Genomic DNA, 18256 nt, shown 5'->3' on the forward strand with positions numbered 1-18256 from the left:
ACTATGACCCAATCCGAGGGCACGGAAACGACAGGAGCCCCCGCTCGTGACCGCGGGTCGGGGCTGCGACAATGTTGTTGAAGTGCCAGAGGCGCAGCCGCGCCGCAACGAGGTTGGGAGGCTCCCGTGCCTAGATATTCTACCGCCTTCGGAATGGACGTACACCTCAGGTCCACCACCGTCTGCGCGCTCGACGCGGAGACGGGCGAGGCCGTGACGAGGAGGTTCCGCGGCAACCCCTGGGGCGAGGTCGCGGAGTGGATGTCGGGCTTCCCGGGCCCGTCGCTCGCCGCCTACGAGAGCGGCTACTGGATTGGCAACACCTATTTGGACGATTCCGGGAGGGACAGCCCCGCCTCCCTGAACTCGACCGGAGACATGTAGCCCAGCGTCGAGTGGATCCTGAAGTTGTTGTACCAGTGCACGTAGTCCGAGAGCTTGGCCCGGAGCTCGCGCGTCGTGCCGAACGTCTCGCGGTGGACGAGCTCGGCCTTCAGTATCCTGTTGGTCGACTCGTCGACGGCGTTGTCGTAGGGGCAGCCCTTGGCCGACAGCGACCTCTCAATGCCGAAGGCCTCGAGCATCAGGTCGATCTCGGCGTTGTCGAACTCGCTGCCGCGGTCCGTGTGGAAGACCTCGATGTCCGAGATGGGGAAGGCGAACGCCGCCACCGCCGCCGAGCTCGTGAGGTGGCTGTGGGCCCTCGGCGCGATGTGCCGGGAGGCCGGCGAATAGACATAGCCCCCGTCCCGGCGAGCCGGGCAGCCTTCGGGGACACCCCCGTTCTCGCTGTGCGCGCGGCGGCCGCCGCATCCGCGTCGACAGACTTGGGGAGCCCCGCCGAAGGAGAGGATTGCGGGCCGCCGGAGCGGTATCCGCGGATATGAGACTGAGCCGAAGGCGTCGACGACATGCCGGGGGCGGACCGGGACGGGTTCAACGGCAGGCCCCGCCGACCGATTGCAAGCGGTCGGCGGGGCCATTGTGGCTCTTGACAGCGGATTGGGTCATATGAGCGAGCGGGCCGCATTTGAGACAAGGTGACGTGAAACGAAAGGGCGCTGACCTTCTGGTCGCGCCCTTGAAGTTGAACGTCAGATTGTCCAAATGCGGCCCGCGCAGCGTCGAGCCGTTACGCGGTTCGTAGAACCGCGTAACTAACAAATGAGCATCGCGTCGCCAAAGCTGAAGAAGCGGTAGCGCTCCTCGATGGCGGCAGCGTAGGCATCCATGATCTGGTCGCGGGAGGCAAGCGCGCTCACGAGCATCATGAGCGTAGAGCGCGGCACGTGGAAGTTCGTGATCAGCGCGTCGACCACGTGATAGGTCGAGCCAGGCATGAGGTAGAGCTGCGTCGTAGCGTTCTCGCGCACCACGATGTCACCGCGGCCGAGCGTATCGGCCCCGTCCTCACGCCCCTCAAAATAGCGCGCCGTCACGGCCGGATCGGACACCGGCGCATCGGCGTCAAACGCGCTCTCGAGCGAGCGCACCGCCGTGGTACCGACAGCGATCACACGATGGCCCTCGGCCTTCGCCTTATGCACGGCGTCGACAACTTCCTGCGACACGTGGTAGCGCTCGGTGTGCATCACATGCTGCGTAGGGTCGTCCTCCTCCACCAGGCGGAAAGTATCGATGCCCACCTCGAGCTCGACGGCGGCAAACTTCGCGCCCTTGGCCTCGATAGCGGCCATAAGCTCGGGGGTAAAGTGCAGACCCGCCGTAGGAGCAGCAGCCGAGTGCTCCTCCTTCATGGCGTAGACGGTCTGGTACTTCTCGGGATCGCCCTCGTAATCGGTAATGTAGGGCGGCAGCGGCACGTGGCCGGCAGCGTGAATGGCCTCGTCGAGCGTGCGCGGCTCGCCGGCGGCGTTGCAACCAGCCGGCTCAAAACGCACCAGACGGCCGCCGCGGCTATCGGTGACAAAGTCGACGACCTCGGCCGTCAGCACCACGGGAGCCCCCTCGGGCGCATGGGCGCCACCGGCGCGATACTCAATCTGAGCACCGGGCTTCAGACGCTTGCCCGGCTTGACCAGACACTCCCAAACATGGCCCAGCGGGTCAACATCCTCGCGGCGCTTGAGCAGCAGCGTCTCGACCACGCCACCCGAGCCGGCTTTGTGACCGATCAGGCGGGCCGGCATCACGCGCGTCTTGTTGATGACGAGCACATCGCCCGGCTCGATATAGTCAATGATGTCACGGAAGATGCGGTGCTCGACGGTACCGCCGTGCTCCAACGGCGTTCCCGCCTGGGAGCCCTTGCGATCAACCACCAGCAGGCGGCAGGAGTCGCGCGGCTCGGCAGGCGCCTGGGCGATCAGTTCCTCAGGAAGGTTATAGTCAAAATCATCGGTACGCATCTTTGCCTCTTTCACAAAGCGCGTCAGTCGAAAAAATCGACTGACGCGCGCATCATTCTCCCCTGTATCCTATCAGCTTGTTGAGAGAAATATAGTATGGCAAACAGATTTGCGACTGTTTTCTCAACGCCCCGCTACTTAAGCGTTGCGTACATCACCGCCTTAATCGTATGCATGCGATTCTCCGCTTCTTGGAAAACACGAGATTTATCGGACTCAAAAACCTCGTCCGTGACTTCCATTTCGGTGACTCCAAACTTCTCAGCAATTTCGGCACCAACAGTAGTATTAGTATCGTGGAAGCTCGGAAGGCAGTGGAGGAAAATCGCCTCGGGCTTTGCCATAGACATCACCTCAGCGGTCACACGATACGGCGACATTAGCTTAATGCGGCTTTCCCACAGCTCTGCGGGCTGACCCATGCCAACCCAAACATCCGTGTAAATTACATCGGCATCACGAGCGCCTTCCTCAATATCCTCTGTAATGGTAATCGTCGATCCATGCTCGGCCGCAATACGACTACATTCTGCAAGGAGTTCAGGGTCATAGGATGTAGCCCCCTCCGAATTTCCCCCGATTGGGCCGCAAGAACAGTAGTTAATGCCGAGCTTAGCGCAAATGACCATGAGCGAATCGGCGACGTTTCCGGCCGCCTTACCAAAAAATGTAAGTTTCCTGCCCTTAATCTCTCCAAACTCTTCACGCATGGTCAGAATATCGGCAAGCACTTGAGTCGGGTGAAATTCAGTAGTCAGCCCATTCCAAACGGGAACCCCAGCTTTTGCAGCAAGCTCCTCAACCTTCGTCTGCTCAAAGCCGCGGTATTCAATTCCGTCATACATGCGGCCAAGGACGCGAGCCGTGTCCTCAATCGACTCCTTTTTGCCCATCTGGGACGAGCCCGGATCCAAATAAGTTACACCCATGCCAAGGTCAAGTGCACCAACTTCGAAGGCGCAACGAGTACGCGTGGAAGTCTTCTCAAATAGCAAAACAATATTCTTACCTTCAAGGTATTTATGCGGAACACCGGCACGCTTCATGCTTTTGAAGTTAGCAGAAAGCTCAAGCAGATACTCAATCTCTTCCGTCGTGTAATCAAGCAGCTTCAGAAAACTGCGCCCAGCGATGTTAACACCCATATTCGCCATCTCCTATCACAGTGGATTTGCAACTAAATATCTTCGCGCCAGAAGGGCATGCTCATGCAGCGCGGGCCGCCACGACCGCGGGACAGCTCCTCGGAGGGAACGACCAATAGTTCCAAACCGTTCTTGTAGAGCTCATCATTTGTGACAACATTGCGCTCGTAAACACAGACTTTACCAGGAGCAACGGCAAGAGTGTTCGACCCGTCGTTCCACTGCTCGCGAGATGCCTCAACCATATCGCCGGCACCGCACTCAATAAGCTGCACCTTCTCCACGCCAGTAGCCATTTCAAGAATATGTTCAAGCGTGTCATCAATCTCTTGAACAGCGACCATTCCCTCAGAGTCACCACGAGTCAGACGATAAACACGAAGGGTCTCAAAAATACCGGGATAAACTGTGAACTTATCGAAATCCACCATGGTGCAAACGGTGTCAAGATGCATGTAAGCATAGCCGTTGGGGATTTTAATAGCGTAAACGGTATCGATCTCAGAATTCCCAGATCCCCAGAACAAATTCTTTGCAAGCTCCTCAATCGCAGCCGCCTCAGTTCGCTGGCTAATTCCAATAGCCAAGGTATGAGCGTTAATGTTAAGCACATCACCGCCCTCGATATGCCAGGGATTCTTATGGTCGTACCAAATCGGAGTCCCTACATAATCGGGATGGTATTTGAAAATCGCTTCATAGAAGGGCACTTCACGATCTCGCTGTTTCCAATACATATGGTGAAGCAGAACGCCTTTGCCCACGGAAGCAAGAGGATCGCGAGAGAAATACGAGCTCGGAAGAGGCTTCAACACCAAATCATCGGGCTTCGCATCCTCATTATCCATCATACTAAGCGTAGTCGAGACGCGAGGCAGCTCAAGGTCACGATAACGATACCCCCCCATAGCCTCAAGTACAAACTGATACGAATCTGAAATAGCGTCGAGCTTTTCACGAACAGCCTGCTCAAGCAGAGGATTGACAATCCCGCTCTCAGCCATAAATGTATCGGTAAACTCAGCGCGAGCCGAGGGGCATGCATCCAGCGCCTCAGCAACGAGTTTCTCCATATAGAGAACCTCAACACCTTCGCTCCTCAGAAGATCCGCAAAGGCATCATGCTCCTTTTGAGCCACATCAAGATAGAAACAGTCGTGAATCCAGACATCCTCGAACTCTTCCGCCTTTACGTTCACAAGGTCACGACCGGGGCGGTGAAGCACAACTTTCTTGAGCTTACCAATCTCGCTGTGTACATTCAGTCCTTTAGACATTCCTGTTACTCCATTTCAGCCATGAAACCTACAGGGCAATAAGTCCCGAGATTGCTACAAATACGATATTGATGAGCGACACGACCAAGAAGAATTTCCAAACGGTCTTCCACCACTGGCCAAGCTTGATCTTACACACGCCCAAACCCGCTACAAGAATGGCGCTAGTAGGACAGATCAAAGACATCGTCGCGCTACCCATGGAGAGAGCCCACACGGCAGCCTCGGGATTAAGGCCCATGAGTTCGGTCAAAGGTCCAAAAATGGGAGCGGTCAGTGCTGCAAGGCCAGATGAGCTGGGAACCAGAATCGCCAGGAGGTTCTCAACCGCATAAAGAAGCGTAGTAAAGAGAACCGCCGGGATGCCGCCCAGACCAGTAGCGAGCGCATTGAGGATGGTATCAATGATCATGCCGTCAGAGGCAATGACAAGGATGCCACGCGCAAGTCCAACGACAATTGCCGAGAAAGCAAAGTCAGCGATACCCGCAACAAATTCCTGAGCGATGACGTCCTGACTAAAGCCCGCAATAACACCAGCCAACAGGCCCATGGCCAAAAAGACCGCAGAAATCTCGTTCATATACCAGCCCTGGGTCACAAGTCCCCAGATGATAAGGCACATACCAGCGATAAATACCGCAAGCACGCCTTTTTGACGACCCGTAAATTCCGCGTCAAGGGCAGATTCATCGGCAGCGAACTCGACTTTCTTGGCGATATCATCCTCAAATGTGATCGATGACTCAGGATTCTTCTTTACCCTTCGTGCATAGAGGACAACCCAAGTAATTGCAACGGCGGTCAAAACAACCCAGGCAATCATACGCAGCCACAGCTGGGGGTTGCCCTGAATACCAAGAATACCTTGCGCAATGAGAACATTAAACGGATTAATCGTTGAGGCGATGTAACCCGTGCGCGCTCCAACGAACACGACCATGAACGCCGTCATCGAGTCGAAGCCCATAGCCATCATAATTGGCATGAAGATCGCAAAGAACGGAAGAGTTTCTTCCGCCATGCCAAAGCTCGTTCCGCCCAATGCAAAGAGAACCATCGCAATAGGAATAATTAGAATGTCTTTGTTCTTAAAGCGGCGAACGACACGACCCATTCCGCTCGTGATAGCGCCCGTTTTAGTAATAACCTGAAACGAACCGCCCACAATCAAGATGAATGCAACGACCTCAATTGCCTCTTGTATACCGCGCGTTGGAGCCTGAAGAACATCGAAGACGCCTTGTCTGAGATCTACTTCATCCCCGGTTTCCTCGTCAATATATGTCTTTTCACTCTGCTCATACGTACCTGCGACAGTGACTTCACGACCGTTCACCTCCTGACGCTGATAGGACCCAGAGGGAACAATCCACGTGAGAACAGCGAAGATGACCATAAGTGCAAAGATGATCGCATATACGTGCGGGACCTTGAACTGCTTGATGCCTTTCGAACTTTCCGCTGCCATTTCTCCTCCTTCATTCCTTTTCCCATCTATCCAGCTGGCACCATAAATGTATGAGGTTGCTCAGCGTTGGTCGGCCAACCATCGCCATCGTGTCGCTTTTCACCTATGAACGGCAGCTAAAGTGACGTTATTAATCAATCTGATATTTAAAATTGATGTTATTTATCAATTACATACGTCTTTTAACTTTTCCGCAACACAACAAGGAACCTGCCTTAGCCTTATATAAAAACCAGCAGGACAGGAGACAGACATGCAAGGCGTACACATAACAAATGAAATCGGTCATTTAAAAGCCGTACTTGTCCATCGACCTGGAGCTGAAACACAAAACTACCCTGATGCCGACTTCAGCCAAGTTTTCTCCCTGCGAAAATGGAGCGGTCGTTTTGACCTCGACAAAGCAATATATGAGCACGATTCCATGGTTCAATTGCTTAAGAAGCATGGCGTAGAAACCATTGAAATTAGGGACCTTCTCGAAGACTCACTTGAAACTGAGCCCCAATCACTTAAATATTTTATTGATGACTACCTCCGTTGCAGCGGAGCAACAGGCAGAGAGTTCCTCGAGACAATAACCCAGCTGTTTGAGAACGCTAAGAACACCCAGGAATTGGTGAATATAGTACTTAACGGCATTCGCTTTGGAGACACTGAGCTATGTTCAAACCAGTCGGAAACACTACGAGCGCTCGTGCACGAGCAATTTGACCCCGCCTCGCTCTTGGTCAATCCCCTCAACACGCTTTTTTTCACTCGTGATCCTGCTGTGGTAGTCGGAGACGGCATCATCCTAAATCATATGTATTGGCCTGAGCGTGATCGTGAGGTCGCCTTATACCGGCAGATATTCACCCACCACAAGATCATGGGAGAAACCCCAGTATGTGATTTGAACAGGAGTAGTTACCATATCGAAGGCGGAGACATTCTTGTTATCAGTGCTAAGACAATTTTAGTTGGAATCTCTGACCGAACTGAACCCGCCGCCGTCGAGTCACTTGCAAAAGAGCTCCTGACCTCAAATAAATTCCAGACCACCGAGCTAATTGCGATTCGAGTCCCCTCTGACGGGCTGCGTATCCACCTCGATACGTTCATAAGTAGAATTGATCACGACGCGTTCCTCATCGATCGTGAGATATGCAATGCCGTTGATGCATACAGCATTCAACTTAAACGATCCGGAAAGGGCCTTACGATCACTCCTATCGATCGCACGATTCCGGAAATACTCTCTGCAGCCTGTTGCGAACCAATAAAAGTAATTGACTGCGGAGGCGGGAATCAAACCGCCTACGAAAGAGAGCGCCGGAACAACGCAACGTCTATCCTTGCGCTCTCGCCAGGAAAACTATGCGTATATGAAGAAAACGTTTGGACCAACGAAGCGCTTGAGAAAGCAGGAATGGAATTATTCCCGTTATCCATTGACGAGCTCACCAAAGGCTATGGTGGCACAAACTGTCTATGCCTCCCCCTGTGGCGAGAGGATCTATAGCCATGGGCTTCGGGGCAAATATTCGTAAACTCCGCACCATGGAGCATCTTGGTCAGGCGCAACTTGCAGAGATGTTGGGGGTATCTAAAGAGACCGTTTGTCGTTGGGAAAAAAGTCGGTATGCCCCCGTGAGCGCCATATTGAAAAGTTACAAGCGCTCTTCGGTTGCACCCGCGATGAACTTGTTGGCGAGGAAAACGGTTTGGCCGTAAAGCTCGCAAATAAAAGAATCGTCACCGACGAAGACCCTGCTATCCACGAAATGGAGGGCGCATTTCCCGTCATCGATATCGAATCGCAAAAGCGCCGCATCACGCACAGCCAACAAAATGCTTGCGCGCCCGTAGACGTAGCCAAGCGTCACCCACATAGCGTTTTCGTTAAAATCAAAGGTGACGAAATGTCCCGCATTTACCCTCCCGGCAGCTTACTACTTGTCGATACCACCGCAAAGCCTTGGAACGGCTGTGCTGTATTGGCGCTCGCAGACGGTAAAACACCGGTAATTAGGCGATTTGCAGAAGGAAACGACATGATTGTGCTGTCGTCCCATTCATATGCAACAGCAAGTCCGGATCTGATGTTTAACAAACGGAGGATTAGAATCATAGGAGTCGTCGTTTGGTATCAAGCGAGCCACGATCACACGCTTAATTAAATCGACTTTCCCAAAAACGACCGTACCGCACAGACAGCTCAAGGCCCCAGCCCAAATGAACTACTTTTTGGCGGCTTTGCGCTCGTCGCGGATACGGGCGCGGTCCATGGCCGCCTCGACAGCCGAGAAGCGGCAACCACAGTAGTTCTGCCGATACATGCCAAGCTCGCGCGAACGGCGTGTCGCCTCGGGGTAATACGGGCGAAAATCGCGAATCACCGGGGTGAGACCGCGGGCGGCAGCCAGACGCTCCAACACATCATTGCAGGTTTCGAACAACTGGTACGGCGAGACGGCGAGCGTCGTGCCCACAAACTCAAACCCGCGCTCCTGGGCCACGCGGCACGCCTCGGCCAGACGCAGGGCATAGCACACGCGACAGCGACGGGCTCGGTCGGCACCCAGCGGCGCCACGCCGGTCTCCCAGCGATCGCGGTCCTCCCCTGCCTCGATGAGCTCGATGTCGCCATCGGCACACCACCGGCGCAGCTCGTCCAAGCGGCGCTGCCATTCATCGCGCGGTTGAATATTGGGGTTGGTCCAGCAAATCGTGGGCTCAAACCCCTCCTCGCGCAGCAGGCGAACCGGCTCAAGCGAGCATGGTGCACAGCACGCATGCAGCAACAACGACTTCATCGACATCTCCTCACCCAAAAAAGCGCACGCCAAAGGACGTGTCCTCGCAGGCGACAATGCGGCGGTCGCGCAGAATGGTCCGCACGTAATACCAGTCGCCCACACAGCCCGACAAGTGCAGACCAGCCGCCAAGTAGCACAGCAGCGGATAGCCCGAGAGCGCAAACCCTAGGGCAAACGCCGCCGTCACAACAACCGTCGGCGCCAGGCAAACTGCCACGTACCGCCGGCGCGAATACACCACGCCCTCGGCGCAGGCGTAAATCATGCAGGTTTCGAGATTTGCCCCAAAGGTCACCCGAGCACCGGCGGGCGCAAACAGCTTAAAGAACACGCCGTGCACCAACTCGTGCACGGCAAATGACGCCGCCGAAACCGCAGCCAAGCCGACTAGCCAGCCCAAGATAGCCGTCCAACCACCCGCGTCAGCCGCATCCAGATCCGCGGGCCCGCCCATCAGCATAAACACCGGCACCAGGCACACGGCAAATGCGCCGAGCACGGCCATCCCCCACACAAAGCAGGCGTGCAGAAAATCCTCGTCCTCAAACGCATGTATGTTGGAAATCTCATTCATAGCATCTTAGGATAGCGCCCCTGCCACGTACCCGTCCGCATGTGCGATAATGTCGAACGATATGCACGAATTGACCACCGCGTCGCCAGGCCTTGCGCCCGGCCGCGCTCTCACCATACGCGAAGGAGTCCCATGGCATCCAAATACTCCATGAACGACCGTCCCAGCTGGCCTCGCCGCGCCATCGTCACCGCCGGCGAGCCCTACGGCAACAAGGGCCTTCACTTTGGCCACGTTGGCGGCGTCTTTGTCCCGGCCGACTTCTTCGCCCGCTTCCTGCGCGACCGCCTGGGCCGCGAGAACGTCATCTTCACCTCGGGCACCGACTGCTACGGATCGCCCATCATGGAGAGCTACCGCAAGCTCAAGGAGAACGAGGGCTACGACAAGTCCATTAGCGAGTACGTCGAGTCCAATCACTCCCGCCAGGCCGCGACCCTCAACAACTACAACATCAGCTGCGATATCTACGGCGGCTCGGGCCTTGAGCCGGCGGCCCAGATCCACAACGAGGTTACCGCCGAGATTATCGAGCGCCTGCACGAGCAGGGCACCATCTCCAAGCGCTCTACCCTGCAGTTCTACGACGCCAAGGCCGGCACGTTCCTCAACGGCCGCCAGGTGATCGGCCGCTGCCCCATTCAGGGCTGCAAGTCCGAGAAGGCTTATGCCGACGAGTGCGACCTGGGTCACCAGTTTGAGCCCGAGGAGCTCATCGCACCCAAGAGCCAGCTCACCGGCGAGGTGCCCGAGCTGCGCCCGGTCGACAACCTCTACTTTGACCTGCCCGCCTACCTCGACTTTATGAAGACCTACACCGCCAAGCTCGCCCAGAACCCGCAGGTTCGCTCCGTGGTCTCCAAGACCATGGAGGAGTGGCTGCTGCCGGCTCAGCTCTACATCCAGAACAAGTTCCGCGAGGCCTTCGACGCCGTCGAGGACCAGCTGCCCGAGCACACCGTGCTGGAGCCCGAAGGCAACAAGAGCAGCTTTACCGTCACCTTCCCCAGCTGGAAGGAGCGCGACGACGCCCACGCGGTGCTCGCCAACGGCGGCGTGCGCTTCCGCAGCGGCAAGGCGCTCGTGCCCTTCCGCATCACCGGCAACATCGACTGGGGCGTTCCGGTGCCCGAGGTCGACGGCGTTTCCGACGTCACCTGCTGGTGCTGGCCCGAGAGCCTGTGGGCGCCCATCAGCTACACCCGCACCGTGCTCGCCCGCGATGCCAAGGCCGCCGGCGTGACCGAGGGCGTCGCCGCCCAGGATGCCGCCCTCATGGGCGAGCCTGCCGCCGATTCCACGCAGGTCCCCGCGCCCACCTACCAGCACAGCTCACTCGACTGGCGCGACTGGTGGTGCTCTGACGACGCACAGATCTACCAGTTCATCGGTCAGGACAACATCTACTTCTACTGCATCGCGCAGACCGCCATGTGGGAGGCCCTGGGTTGGGACCTCACGCAGAGCACCGTCAGCGCCTGCTACCACCTGCTCTACATGGGCAAAAAGGCGAGCTCGTCCTCGCAGACGCCTCCCCCGCCGGCAGACGACCTGCTCAACCACTACACCTGCGAGCAGATGCGTGCACATTGGCTGTCGCTCGGCCTGTCCGAGAAGCCGGTAAGCTTTAGCCCCAAGGCATACGACACGCGCGTGACCGGCAAGGACAAGGACGGCAACGAGGTGCGTGCCTGCGACGACAAGCGCGTCATCGATCCGGCCCTTAAGGAGAGCGCCCTTTTGACCGGCGTCTTCAACCGCCTGGCCCGCAGCTGCTTCTACGGAGTCGCCATCAAGGAGGGCGACGAGAGCCCGTACCGCAACGGTTGCATTCCCGCCGGCGCCGCTTCTGACACCGTGGTCGAAGCCGCCGAACAGGCAGTTCTCGCCTTTGAGCAGGCCATGTACAAGTTCGAGACGCACCGCGCGCTCGCCGTGTGCGACGACTACCTGCGTGCCGCCAACAAGCGCTGGAGCGACGCCTCCAAGGCCGCCAACAAGCTCGAGGGTAACGAGGCAAACGCCGCAATGACGCAGGCACTGGTCGACGCCTTTACCGAGCTGCGCGTGGCGACCGTGCTCATGCATGGTATTGTGCCGGCCGGCTGCGAGCTCATCTGCGAGTACTTCGACGCCGATCCGGTCGCCTTCTTTAGCTGGGACAACATCTTCGCCTCCACGGACGAGTTTGTTGAGAGCCTGGGCGAGAAGCCCGGCGAGCACCGCGTAAAGCCGCTGCCCCCGCGCTTCGACTTCTTCAGCAAGCACGAGAGCCAGTACTAAAGCACGCCAGTAGCGGCGTGCCCGGAAAGTAATCAATTTGGGACGGGAAGGAAAGACGGATGTCCAAGCCGCGTCGTCGTAAGCAAAAAAAGCAGGTTAAGGCCGAGCTCAAGCTCAGGCAGTTTGCCGCTACCGAGCTTTCCGACCAGCTTGCCGCCCTTCCCTGCGCCGCCGACCTGCCGCGCTTTATGGTCGACACGGTCGCCGGCGCCTACACGCCCACCGATGCCGAGCTCATGATCGAGGGCTTCGGTGCCGCGGCCACACGCCCGGTCACGCTGCGCGCCAACACGCTCAAGGCGACCGCCGAGGACATCGCCGCTGCACTCGACGAAGCCGGCATCGCACACCAAACCGTTACCTGGTACCGGGATGCCTTCATCCTGCCCGAAGCCCAGGTTTCCGATCTGTGGGATCTCGACATCTACCGCGACGGCAAAATCTATCTGCAGAGCCTGTCATCCATGATGCCGCCGTTGGTCCTGGGCGCCCAGACAGGCGAGGACATCCTGGACATGTGTGCAGCCCCCGGTGGCAAGACGACGCAGATCGCCGCCCTCACCCAGGGCCAGGCACACCTCACGGCCTGCGAGATGAGCATTCCCCGCGCCGAGAAGCTCGAAGCCAACCTCCACCGCCAAGGCGCCAAAAACGTGCCCGTCATGCGCATCGACGCACGCGAGCTCGATGAGTTCTTCCGCTTTGACCGCATCCTGCTCGACGCTCCCTGCACCGGCACGGGCACCGTCATCAGCGGCAACGAGAAGAGTCTGCGCGGCCTCACCGAGCAGTTGCTCGGCAAGTGCGCCCGCTCGCAGCGAGCACTTCTGGACCGCGCCATGGGAGCCCTCAAACCGGGCGGCACGCTCGTCTATTCGACTTGTTCGATTATGCCGCAGGAAAACGAGGATGCCCTGCAAGAGGCCCTCGACAAGCACATGGACTGCGAGCTTATCCCCCTCGATGGCACACCGAGCGAAAGCGAAACGCGCCGTGCTCAGGAAGCTGGCGAAGAGCCGCGCGTCGAGAGCAACGCCCTCACCGAGGCCATCGCCGCCGGCCACGTCTCGTCCGTCGCCAACGGAATGCCCGGCACGCTGACCATTCCGCCCAGCCGCGACTTTGAGGGCTTCTACATCGCCCTGATCCGAAAACGCAGCTAGCGCACGGATTCAAAACTCAACAAACTATCTCCGCGCGCGCTTGTCCTGCTGGTCACGGTGCTGCTTAAGTGCCTCGCGCTCCTTGCGCTCGGCCCTTTTTCCCTTAATGGCCGTGACCACCAAGTAGATGACCGCGGCGGCTACGATTGCGCCCACACACAGGCCAATCGAGCCCAACATTGCTGCCAATTCCATACCGCGTCACCTCTCTTTTAAACGGGACATTCAAGATAGCACCTCAATACCCGCCACCACAGCTCCTTCACGTTCGCCGGCCCTTCGGTCTAACGGATGGCGCGGCGGGGAAAAATCAACTCGTCAAACGATTTAGCAAGCACAACGCTGTCGGCACCCTGCCAGCCACCATCGCATAGAATCGAGCCCCCATGGATACTCTCAACGATTTGAACGAGCGCGTCGACGCCTTTGTCGGCACCAGTTCCTTCGACGCGCCTGCCGCGACGAACGACCAGGCCCCCATCGATGTTCCCGCCGAGGTTCACGAGGACATCGTCGCCTCGGTCGATTTTTCCGAGGTCGAGCTCGCAGACGAGTTCACCGAGCCCCAGGTAGCCGTGACCCCCAACGGACTGCTCCCCATGGAGCCGCTGCCCATTGACGGGCGTCTGCGCAAGGCGGCCCTCCGCATGCCCGACGAGATCGAGGAGGCCAGCGGCTTCACGCTCTTCGGCCGCCGCATCAAGTCGCTCATCTACACCACCGATGTCGCGGTTATCCGCAACTCCAACGCCGATGCTGTCTTTGCCGTTTACCCCTTCACGCCGCAGCCCGCCATTACGCAAGCGCTGCTGACCGTCGCCGAGTGCCCGGTCTTTGTAGGCGTGGGCGGCGGAACTACGACCGGTAAGCGCTCCGTGCAGATGGCAGCCGTCTCCGAGATGCAGGGCGCGGCGGGCTGCGTGGTCAATTCCCCCGCCACTGCCGAGATGGTCGAGCACATCACCAACATCGCCGACATCCCCGTCATCGCCACAGTCGTACGTTGCGACGATGATGCGCATGCCAAAGTGCGCGCCGGAGCCAAGATTCTCAACATCGCCGCCGGCAAAAACACGCCCCAGGTCCTACGTGAACTGCGCGAGCACTATCCCAACCTGCCGCTCATCGCACCGGGCGGCAAGACGCCCGAGAGCATCCGTGAAACCATCGCCGCCGGCGCCAACGCCATCATCTGGACGCCGCCTTCGGCCCAGCAGCTACAGACCGACATGATGCAGCGCTACCGCAAGATGAAAGAAGACGCCACGCCCGTCATCTCGCGCGACGATGTGCCCATTATCGACCAGGTCGCCGCCGCCGAGGTCAGCCAGGTCGAGAACATGAATCCCGACGTGCCGATTCCCGACGAGGTTATCGAACGCGTCGCTTCGATCCACGATCATATCGAGGAGCGTCGCGCCAACCGTGGACTCAAGCCCTCGCTGCACGGCTTCTTCTTCCGCGGAAAGAAACGCTAACCGCAAGAGCAAGGCCCGCCCCACAAACGTGAGGCGGGCCGTTTTCGTTTGAGCAATCGTGCGCGACGTGATGGGCCAAGTTAATCCACGCGTTTGTCACCCATAAAGAAGAGCGCAACCGTACCAGGTCCGGTGTGCGAACCAATCAGAGCACCGATATTGTTGATCTCAATCCTGCCTTTGAGCCGCGGAACTTGTTCCTCAATCAGCGCCGCAACGGCCTCGGCATCCTCGCGGCACGCCGAATGGGACAAGATGCACTTACCCGAATAATCCACACCGTCCTGCACGTGTTTCATCATGGTCTTAGCCATCTCGGAAATCGCGCGCTTCTTGGTGCGGATCTTCTCACGTGGCGACAGCCCACCTTCGCAATCGACGGTCATAAGCGGGCAAATCTTAAGCGCCGTGCCGATAATCGCGCTCGCAGCCGAAATGCGACCGCCGCGCAGGTAGCTCGACAGATCGGTCGAGAAGAACCAGTGGTGAAGGTTGAGTTTATGCTCCTCAATCCAAGCGGCCGTCTCGTCGAGCGAAGCGCCGCTATCGCGAACGTCGGCGGCACATTCCGCCAGCAGACCAAAGCCCGAAGACGCCGCCAACGAATCGATGACGCGCACCTTGCCGCCCTGAGGATAGCGATCCGCGAGCATCTGTGCCGCAACGCAGGCCGATCCATACGTGCCCGAAATACCCGACGACAACGCCAGGTGCAGCACGTCTTTACCCTCGGCAACAAACGGCTCCCAAAACTCCTCGTACTCACCCACGCTCACCTGAGACGTCTTGGGCATGGCGCCCGCGGCAATCTGGGCAAAAAACTCGTCCGGCGTAATCGACTGATACAGATCGTCCGTATAGACAACATCGTCGATCTCGTAATGAAAACACACGACAGGGATATTGCGCGACGCAAAGAACTCACGGGTTCGGTCGGCGGCGGATTCACAGGTCAGGACAAAATCACTCATATGAGGCTCCTTAAGTATTGCTGCGCAAATTATCGCACAGCAAGCCTAAATACGATACAAACGTCCACTATTTACCAATTCGAACCATTTGCATTGAATATCTTTATCATGAACATCCCCATCCCCGCCATGGGCCAACATGGGCAAAATCACCCCCTTCGTCTCCACCCAACCGACACATCAACCTCAACTAAATCGATTTACCAAACCGTTCAGCCGACAATTCAGCCGCCGGCGCAAAATCGAAACAAAGCCGGCGCATACTGATAAACGTTTGACGCTGTTTATCAGTTTTACCAACCATATCGGAAGGTGTTTCATGGTCGCATTCGATCGCAACCCGCAAGACTTTAAGTATCTGCGTCTGCTGTCGAGACAATTTCCCACCGAGCAATCCGCGTTTACCGAGATTATCAATCTCTCGGCCATTCTCAACCTGCCCAAAGGCACCGAGCATTTTATGAGCGACGTGCACGGCGAGTACGAAGCCTTTATGCACATCCTCAACAACTGCTCGGGTGTCGTGCGCGAACATGTCGACGAGATCTTTGGCGACACGCTCTCCTTTGACGAAAAGGGCGAGCTGTGCACGCTCATCTACTACCCGCGCGAGAAGATCGAGCTGGTCCGCAGCCGGCGCGAGGACTCCCCCACCTGGTACAAGACAATGCTCGACCAGCTCATCATGGTTGCCCGCTCGCTTTCGAGCCGCTATACGCGCTCCAAGGTGCGTAAGGCCATCCCGCGCGATTACGCCTACATCATCGACGAGTTGCTGCACACGCATCCGGACGAGAACAACTATCGTGTGCGCTATCACGAGCGCATTGTGGAGTCCATCCTAGAGACCGCAAGCGCCGACGACTTTATCGAGTCGCTCGCCTCGCTCATCAAGCGCCTGGCCGTCGACCACCTGCACCTGGTGGGCGATATCTTCGACCGTGGCGGCGGCGCGGCCAAAATTATGGACCGCCTGCTCACCTATCATTCGCTCGACATTCAGTGGGGCAACCACGACCTGCTGTGGATGGGCGCCGCTGCCGGCGAGCCCGCCTGCATCGCCACGGTGCTGCGCAACAACCTGCGCTACGACAATTACGAGATCCTCGAGAACGACTACGGTATCTCGCTGCGCGAGCTCGTCGCCTTTGCCGATGCCACCTACACCGCCGGTGAGTCCATCACCCCGCTGATCAAGGCCATCAACGTGCTGCTCTTTAAACTCGAGGGCCAGATTATCCAGCGTCACCCCGAGTTTGACATGACCGACCGTCTGTTGCTCGACAAGATCGACCACGACACCGGCACGGTCACGCTCGCCGACGGCAGCGTGTGGCCGCTCACGACCAACGACTTCCCCACCGTCGACCCGACGGACCCCTACACGCTCACGCCCCAGGAGCAACATATCATCAACAAGCTCGTGTCCGAGTTTGTCACCGCCGATCACCTGCATCGCCATATCGATTTCCTCTACACCCACGGCTCGATGTACAAGGTCACCAACGGCAACCTGCTGTTCCATGGCTGCGTGCCGCTCAACGAAGACGGCACCTTTAGCAGCATGAACTGCCTGGGTACCTGGCACGCCGGCCGTGATTATCTCAATTTTTGCGACCGCATCGCCCGCCGCGCCTGGCGCGTGGGCGACCGCGACGCCCTCGACTGGATGTGGTACCTGTGGATCGGCTTTAACTCACCCGCCAGCGGACGCCTGGTGCGTACCTTTGAGCGCGCCTATATCGCTGATAAGAGCACTTGGGTCGAGCCGATGGACCCGTACTTTACGCTTACCAAGTCGCCCTCGGTCTGCGACGACATCATGCGCGAGTTTGGCGTCGCGCCCATGGCATGCTCGCCGACCGGCCACATCATCAACGGACACACACCCGTTAAAACCACCAAGGGCGAGCAGCCCATCCGCGCCGAGGGCAAGCTGCTGGTCATCGATGGTGGCTTCTGCCGCGCCTACCACCCCAAGACGGGCATCGCCGGCTACACGCTTATTTCGAGCTCACGCGGCTGTCGCCTTAAGTCGCACCGGGCCTTTACAACGGTTGCCGAAGCGCTCACGCGCAACGTGGACATCGAAAGCGAGACCAACCGTTTTGACCAGGCCGACCGTCGCCGCATGGTGAGCGACACCGATACCGGTGCCAAGATCCGCAGCCAGATCCAGGACCTACGCCAACTGCTCGATGCATATAGAAACGGTGCTATCGAGGAGCGCGCCTAGCCCCGCCTGCGGGGATTGGCTAAACTTGCTGAGTTCGTCATCCCCGCGGCGCTCCGGCGCCACCCTAAGGCAGGTACCATGCAAAAGCTCCTTGCGCAGATCATGAAGTTTGGCGTCGTCGGCGTCGTTGCCACGGTCATCGACTTTGGCATCATGAATCTGCTCCACTACGGTCTGGGCTTTAACATCCTGATCGCCAATACCAGCGGCTTTATCGTCTCGCTCATCTTTAACTACGTCGCGAGTATGAAGTACGTGTTTGCGCACAAGGAGGGCATGAGCCGCCGCCGCGAGTTCATTATCTTTGTCGTGCTGTCCGTGATCGGCCTGGCGCTCAACGACGGTATCGTGCTGGCGCTCAACGCCGGCCTGGGGCTCGAGGCCAATATCGCCAAGATTTGCGCCACCGCGCTTGTTATGGTCTACAACTTTGTGACCCGAAAGATCTTCCTGGAGGGCGACGAGACCAAGTAGCTCGACCTCCTCCT

18 protein-coding genes are annotated in these 18256 nt (G+C 57.9%); 9 read left to right on the forward strand and 9 right to left on the reverse strand.

The window, feature by feature from the left end:
• Nucleotides 1-126 precede the first annotated feature (126 nt).
• Complete coding sequence (locus tag V2391_RS08640; protein WP_329739002.1) at nucleotides 127-384, forward strand: hypothetical protein; 258 nt, start codon at nucleotides 127-129, stop codon at nucleotides 382-384.
• Here V2391_RS08640 and V2391_RS08645 read toward each other — a convergent pair.
• From V2391_RS08645 to V2391_RS08665, 5 genes are all read right to left on the reverse strand, one after another.
• A complete protein-coding gene (locus V2391_RS08645; RefSeq protein WP_329739003.1) occupies nucleotides 324-983 on the reverse strand; it encodes an IS3 family transposase in 660 nt (219 codons plus the stop codon). The two genes, V2391_RS08640 and V2391_RS08645, sit on opposite strands and share 61 nt — an antisense overlap.
• Before the next feature lie 174 nt (nucleotides 984-1157).
• Nucleotides 1158-2369, reverse strand: a complete 1212-nt coding sequence (gene queA / locus V2391_RS08650; protein WP_329739004.1) for a tRNA preQ1(34) S-adenosylmethionine ribosyltransferase-isomerase QueA — start codon at nucleotides 2367-2369, stop codon at nucleotides 1158-1160.
• A 134-nt stretch (nucleotides 2370-2503) separates the two neighbouring features.
• Nucleotides 2504-3514: an ornithine carbamoyltransferase gene (gene argF, locus V2391_RS08655; RefSeq protein ID WP_138112876.1), complete on the reverse strand. Its 1011-nt coding sequence runs from the start codon at nucleotides 3512-3514 to the stop codon at nucleotides 2504-2506.
• A gap of 32 nt (nucleotides 3515-3546) precedes the next feature.
• On the reverse strand, nucleotides 3547-4791 hold the full coding sequence (locus tag V2391_RS08660; protein ID WP_138112878.1) for an arginine deiminase: 1245 nt from the start codon (nucleotides 4789-4791) through the stop codon (nucleotides 3547-3549).
• Nucleotides 4792-4819: 28 nt separating this feature from the next.
• Nucleotides 4820-6262 (reverse strand): YfcC family protein, encoded by a 1443-nt coding sequence (locus tag V2391_RS08665; RefSeq protein ID WP_035137320.1) that lies wholly within the window; start codon nucleotides 6260-6262, stop codon nucleotides 4820-4822.
• Between the two features lie 253 nt (nucleotides 6263-6515).
• Between V2391_RS08665 and V2391_RS08670 the strand changes: the two genes are divergently transcribed.
• The 3 genes from V2391_RS08670 to V2391_RS08675 are packed head-to-tail and all read left to right on the forward strand — an operon-like array spanning nucleotide 6516 to nucleotide 8424.
• Nucleotides 6516-7766 (forward strand): arginine deiminase, encoded by a 1251-nt coding sequence (locus V2391_RS08670; protein WP_138112882.1) that lies wholly within the window; start codon nucleotides 6516-6518, stop codon nucleotides 7764-7766.
• Nucleotides 7736-7978: a helix-turn-helix transcriptional regulator gene (locus V2391_RS09650; protein WP_442878004.1), complete on the forward strand. Its 243-nt coding sequence runs from the start codon at nucleotides 7736-7738 to the stop codon at nucleotides 7976-7978. The genes V2391_RS08670 and V2391_RS09650 overlap by 31 nt, the downstream gene beginning before the upstream one ends.
• Nucleotides 7864-8424, forward strand: coding sequence for a S24 family peptidase (locus V2391_RS08675; protein ID WP_329739005.1), 561 nt, complete (start codon nucleotides 7864-7866; stop codon nucleotides 8422-8424). Before V2391_RS09650 ends, V2391_RS08675 begins: the two co-directional genes overlap by 115 nt.
• A gap of 60 nt (nucleotides 8425-8484) precedes the next feature.
• Here V2391_RS08675 and V2391_RS08680 read toward each other — a convergent pair whose 3' ends face one another.
• Complete coding sequence (locus tag V2391_RS08680; protein ID WP_329739006.1) at nucleotides 8485-9060, reverse strand: epoxyqueuosine reductase QueH; 576 nt, start codon at nucleotides 9058-9060, stop codon at nucleotides 8485-8487.
• A 10-nt stretch (nucleotides 9061-9070) separates the two neighbouring features.
• Nucleotides 9071-9637 (reverse strand): DUF3267 domain-containing protein, encoded by a 567-nt coding sequence (locus V2391_RS08685; protein ID WP_329739007.1) that lies wholly within the window; start codon nucleotides 9635-9637, stop codon nucleotides 9071-9073.
• Nucleotides 9638-9769: 132 nt separating this feature from the next.
• On the opposite strand from V2391_RS08685, the gene V2391_RS08690 reads away from it, so the two are divergent.
• Nucleotides 9770-11920 (forward strand): methionine--tRNA ligase, encoded by a 2151-nt coding sequence (locus tag V2391_RS08690; RefSeq protein ID WP_329739008.1) that lies wholly within the window; start codon nucleotides 9770-9772, stop codon nucleotides 11918-11920.
• Nucleotides 11921-11979: 59 nt separating this feature from the next.
• Nucleotides 11980-13083, forward strand: coding sequence for an RsmB/NOP family class I SAM-dependent RNA methyltransferase (locus V2391_RS08695; RefSeq protein WP_329739009.1), 1104 nt, complete (start codon nucleotides 11980-11982; stop codon nucleotides 13081-13083).
• 24 nt (nucleotides 13084-13107) lie between these two features.
• On the opposite strand, the gene V2391_RS08700 is transcribed toward V2391_RS08695, so the two are convergent.
• Nucleotides 13108-13278 (reverse strand): hypothetical protein, encoded by a 171-nt coding sequence (locus tag V2391_RS08700; protein WP_329739010.1) that lies wholly within the window; start codon nucleotides 13276-13278, stop codon nucleotides 13108-13110.
• A gap of 191 nt (nucleotides 13279-13469) precedes the next feature.
• On the opposite strand from V2391_RS08700, the gene V2391_RS08705 reads away from it, so the two are divergent.
• On the forward strand, nucleotides 13470-14561 hold the full coding sequence (locus V2391_RS08705) for a hypothetical protein (RefSeq protein WP_195568806.1): 1092 nt from the start codon (nucleotides 13470-13472) through the stop codon (nucleotides 14559-14561).
• Between the two features lie 80 nt (nucleotides 14562-14641).
• Here the strand turns inward: V2391_RS08705 and V2391_RS08710 are convergent, their stop codons facing one another.
• Nucleotides 14642-15532, reverse strand: a complete 891-nt coding sequence (locus tag V2391_RS08710; RefSeq protein WP_329739011.1) for a DegV family protein — start codon at nucleotides 15530-15532, stop codon at nucleotides 14642-14644.
• Nucleotides 15533-15851: 319 nt separating this feature from the next.
• On the opposite strand from V2391_RS08710, the gene V2391_RS08715 reads away from it, so the two are divergent.
• Nucleotides 15852-17768, forward strand: a complete 1917-nt coding sequence (locus tag V2391_RS08715) for a fructose-1,6-bisphosphatase (RefSeq protein ID WP_329739012.1) — start codon at nucleotides 15852-15854, stop codon at nucleotides 17766-17768.
• 78 nt (nucleotides 17769-17846) lie between these two features.
• Nucleotides 17847-18242 (forward strand): GtrA family protein, encoded by a 396-nt coding sequence (locus V2391_RS08720; RefSeq protein ID WP_329739013.1) that lies wholly within the window; start codon nucleotides 17847-17849, stop codon nucleotides 18240-18242.
• The last annotated feature ends 14 nt before the right edge of the window (nucleotides 18243-18256 follow it).

Source organism: Collinsella sp. CM84Y_54 (genome assembly GCF_036317945.1).
Lineage (GTDB): Bacteria > Actinomycetota > Coriobacteriia > Coriobacteriales > Coriobacteriaceae > Collinsella.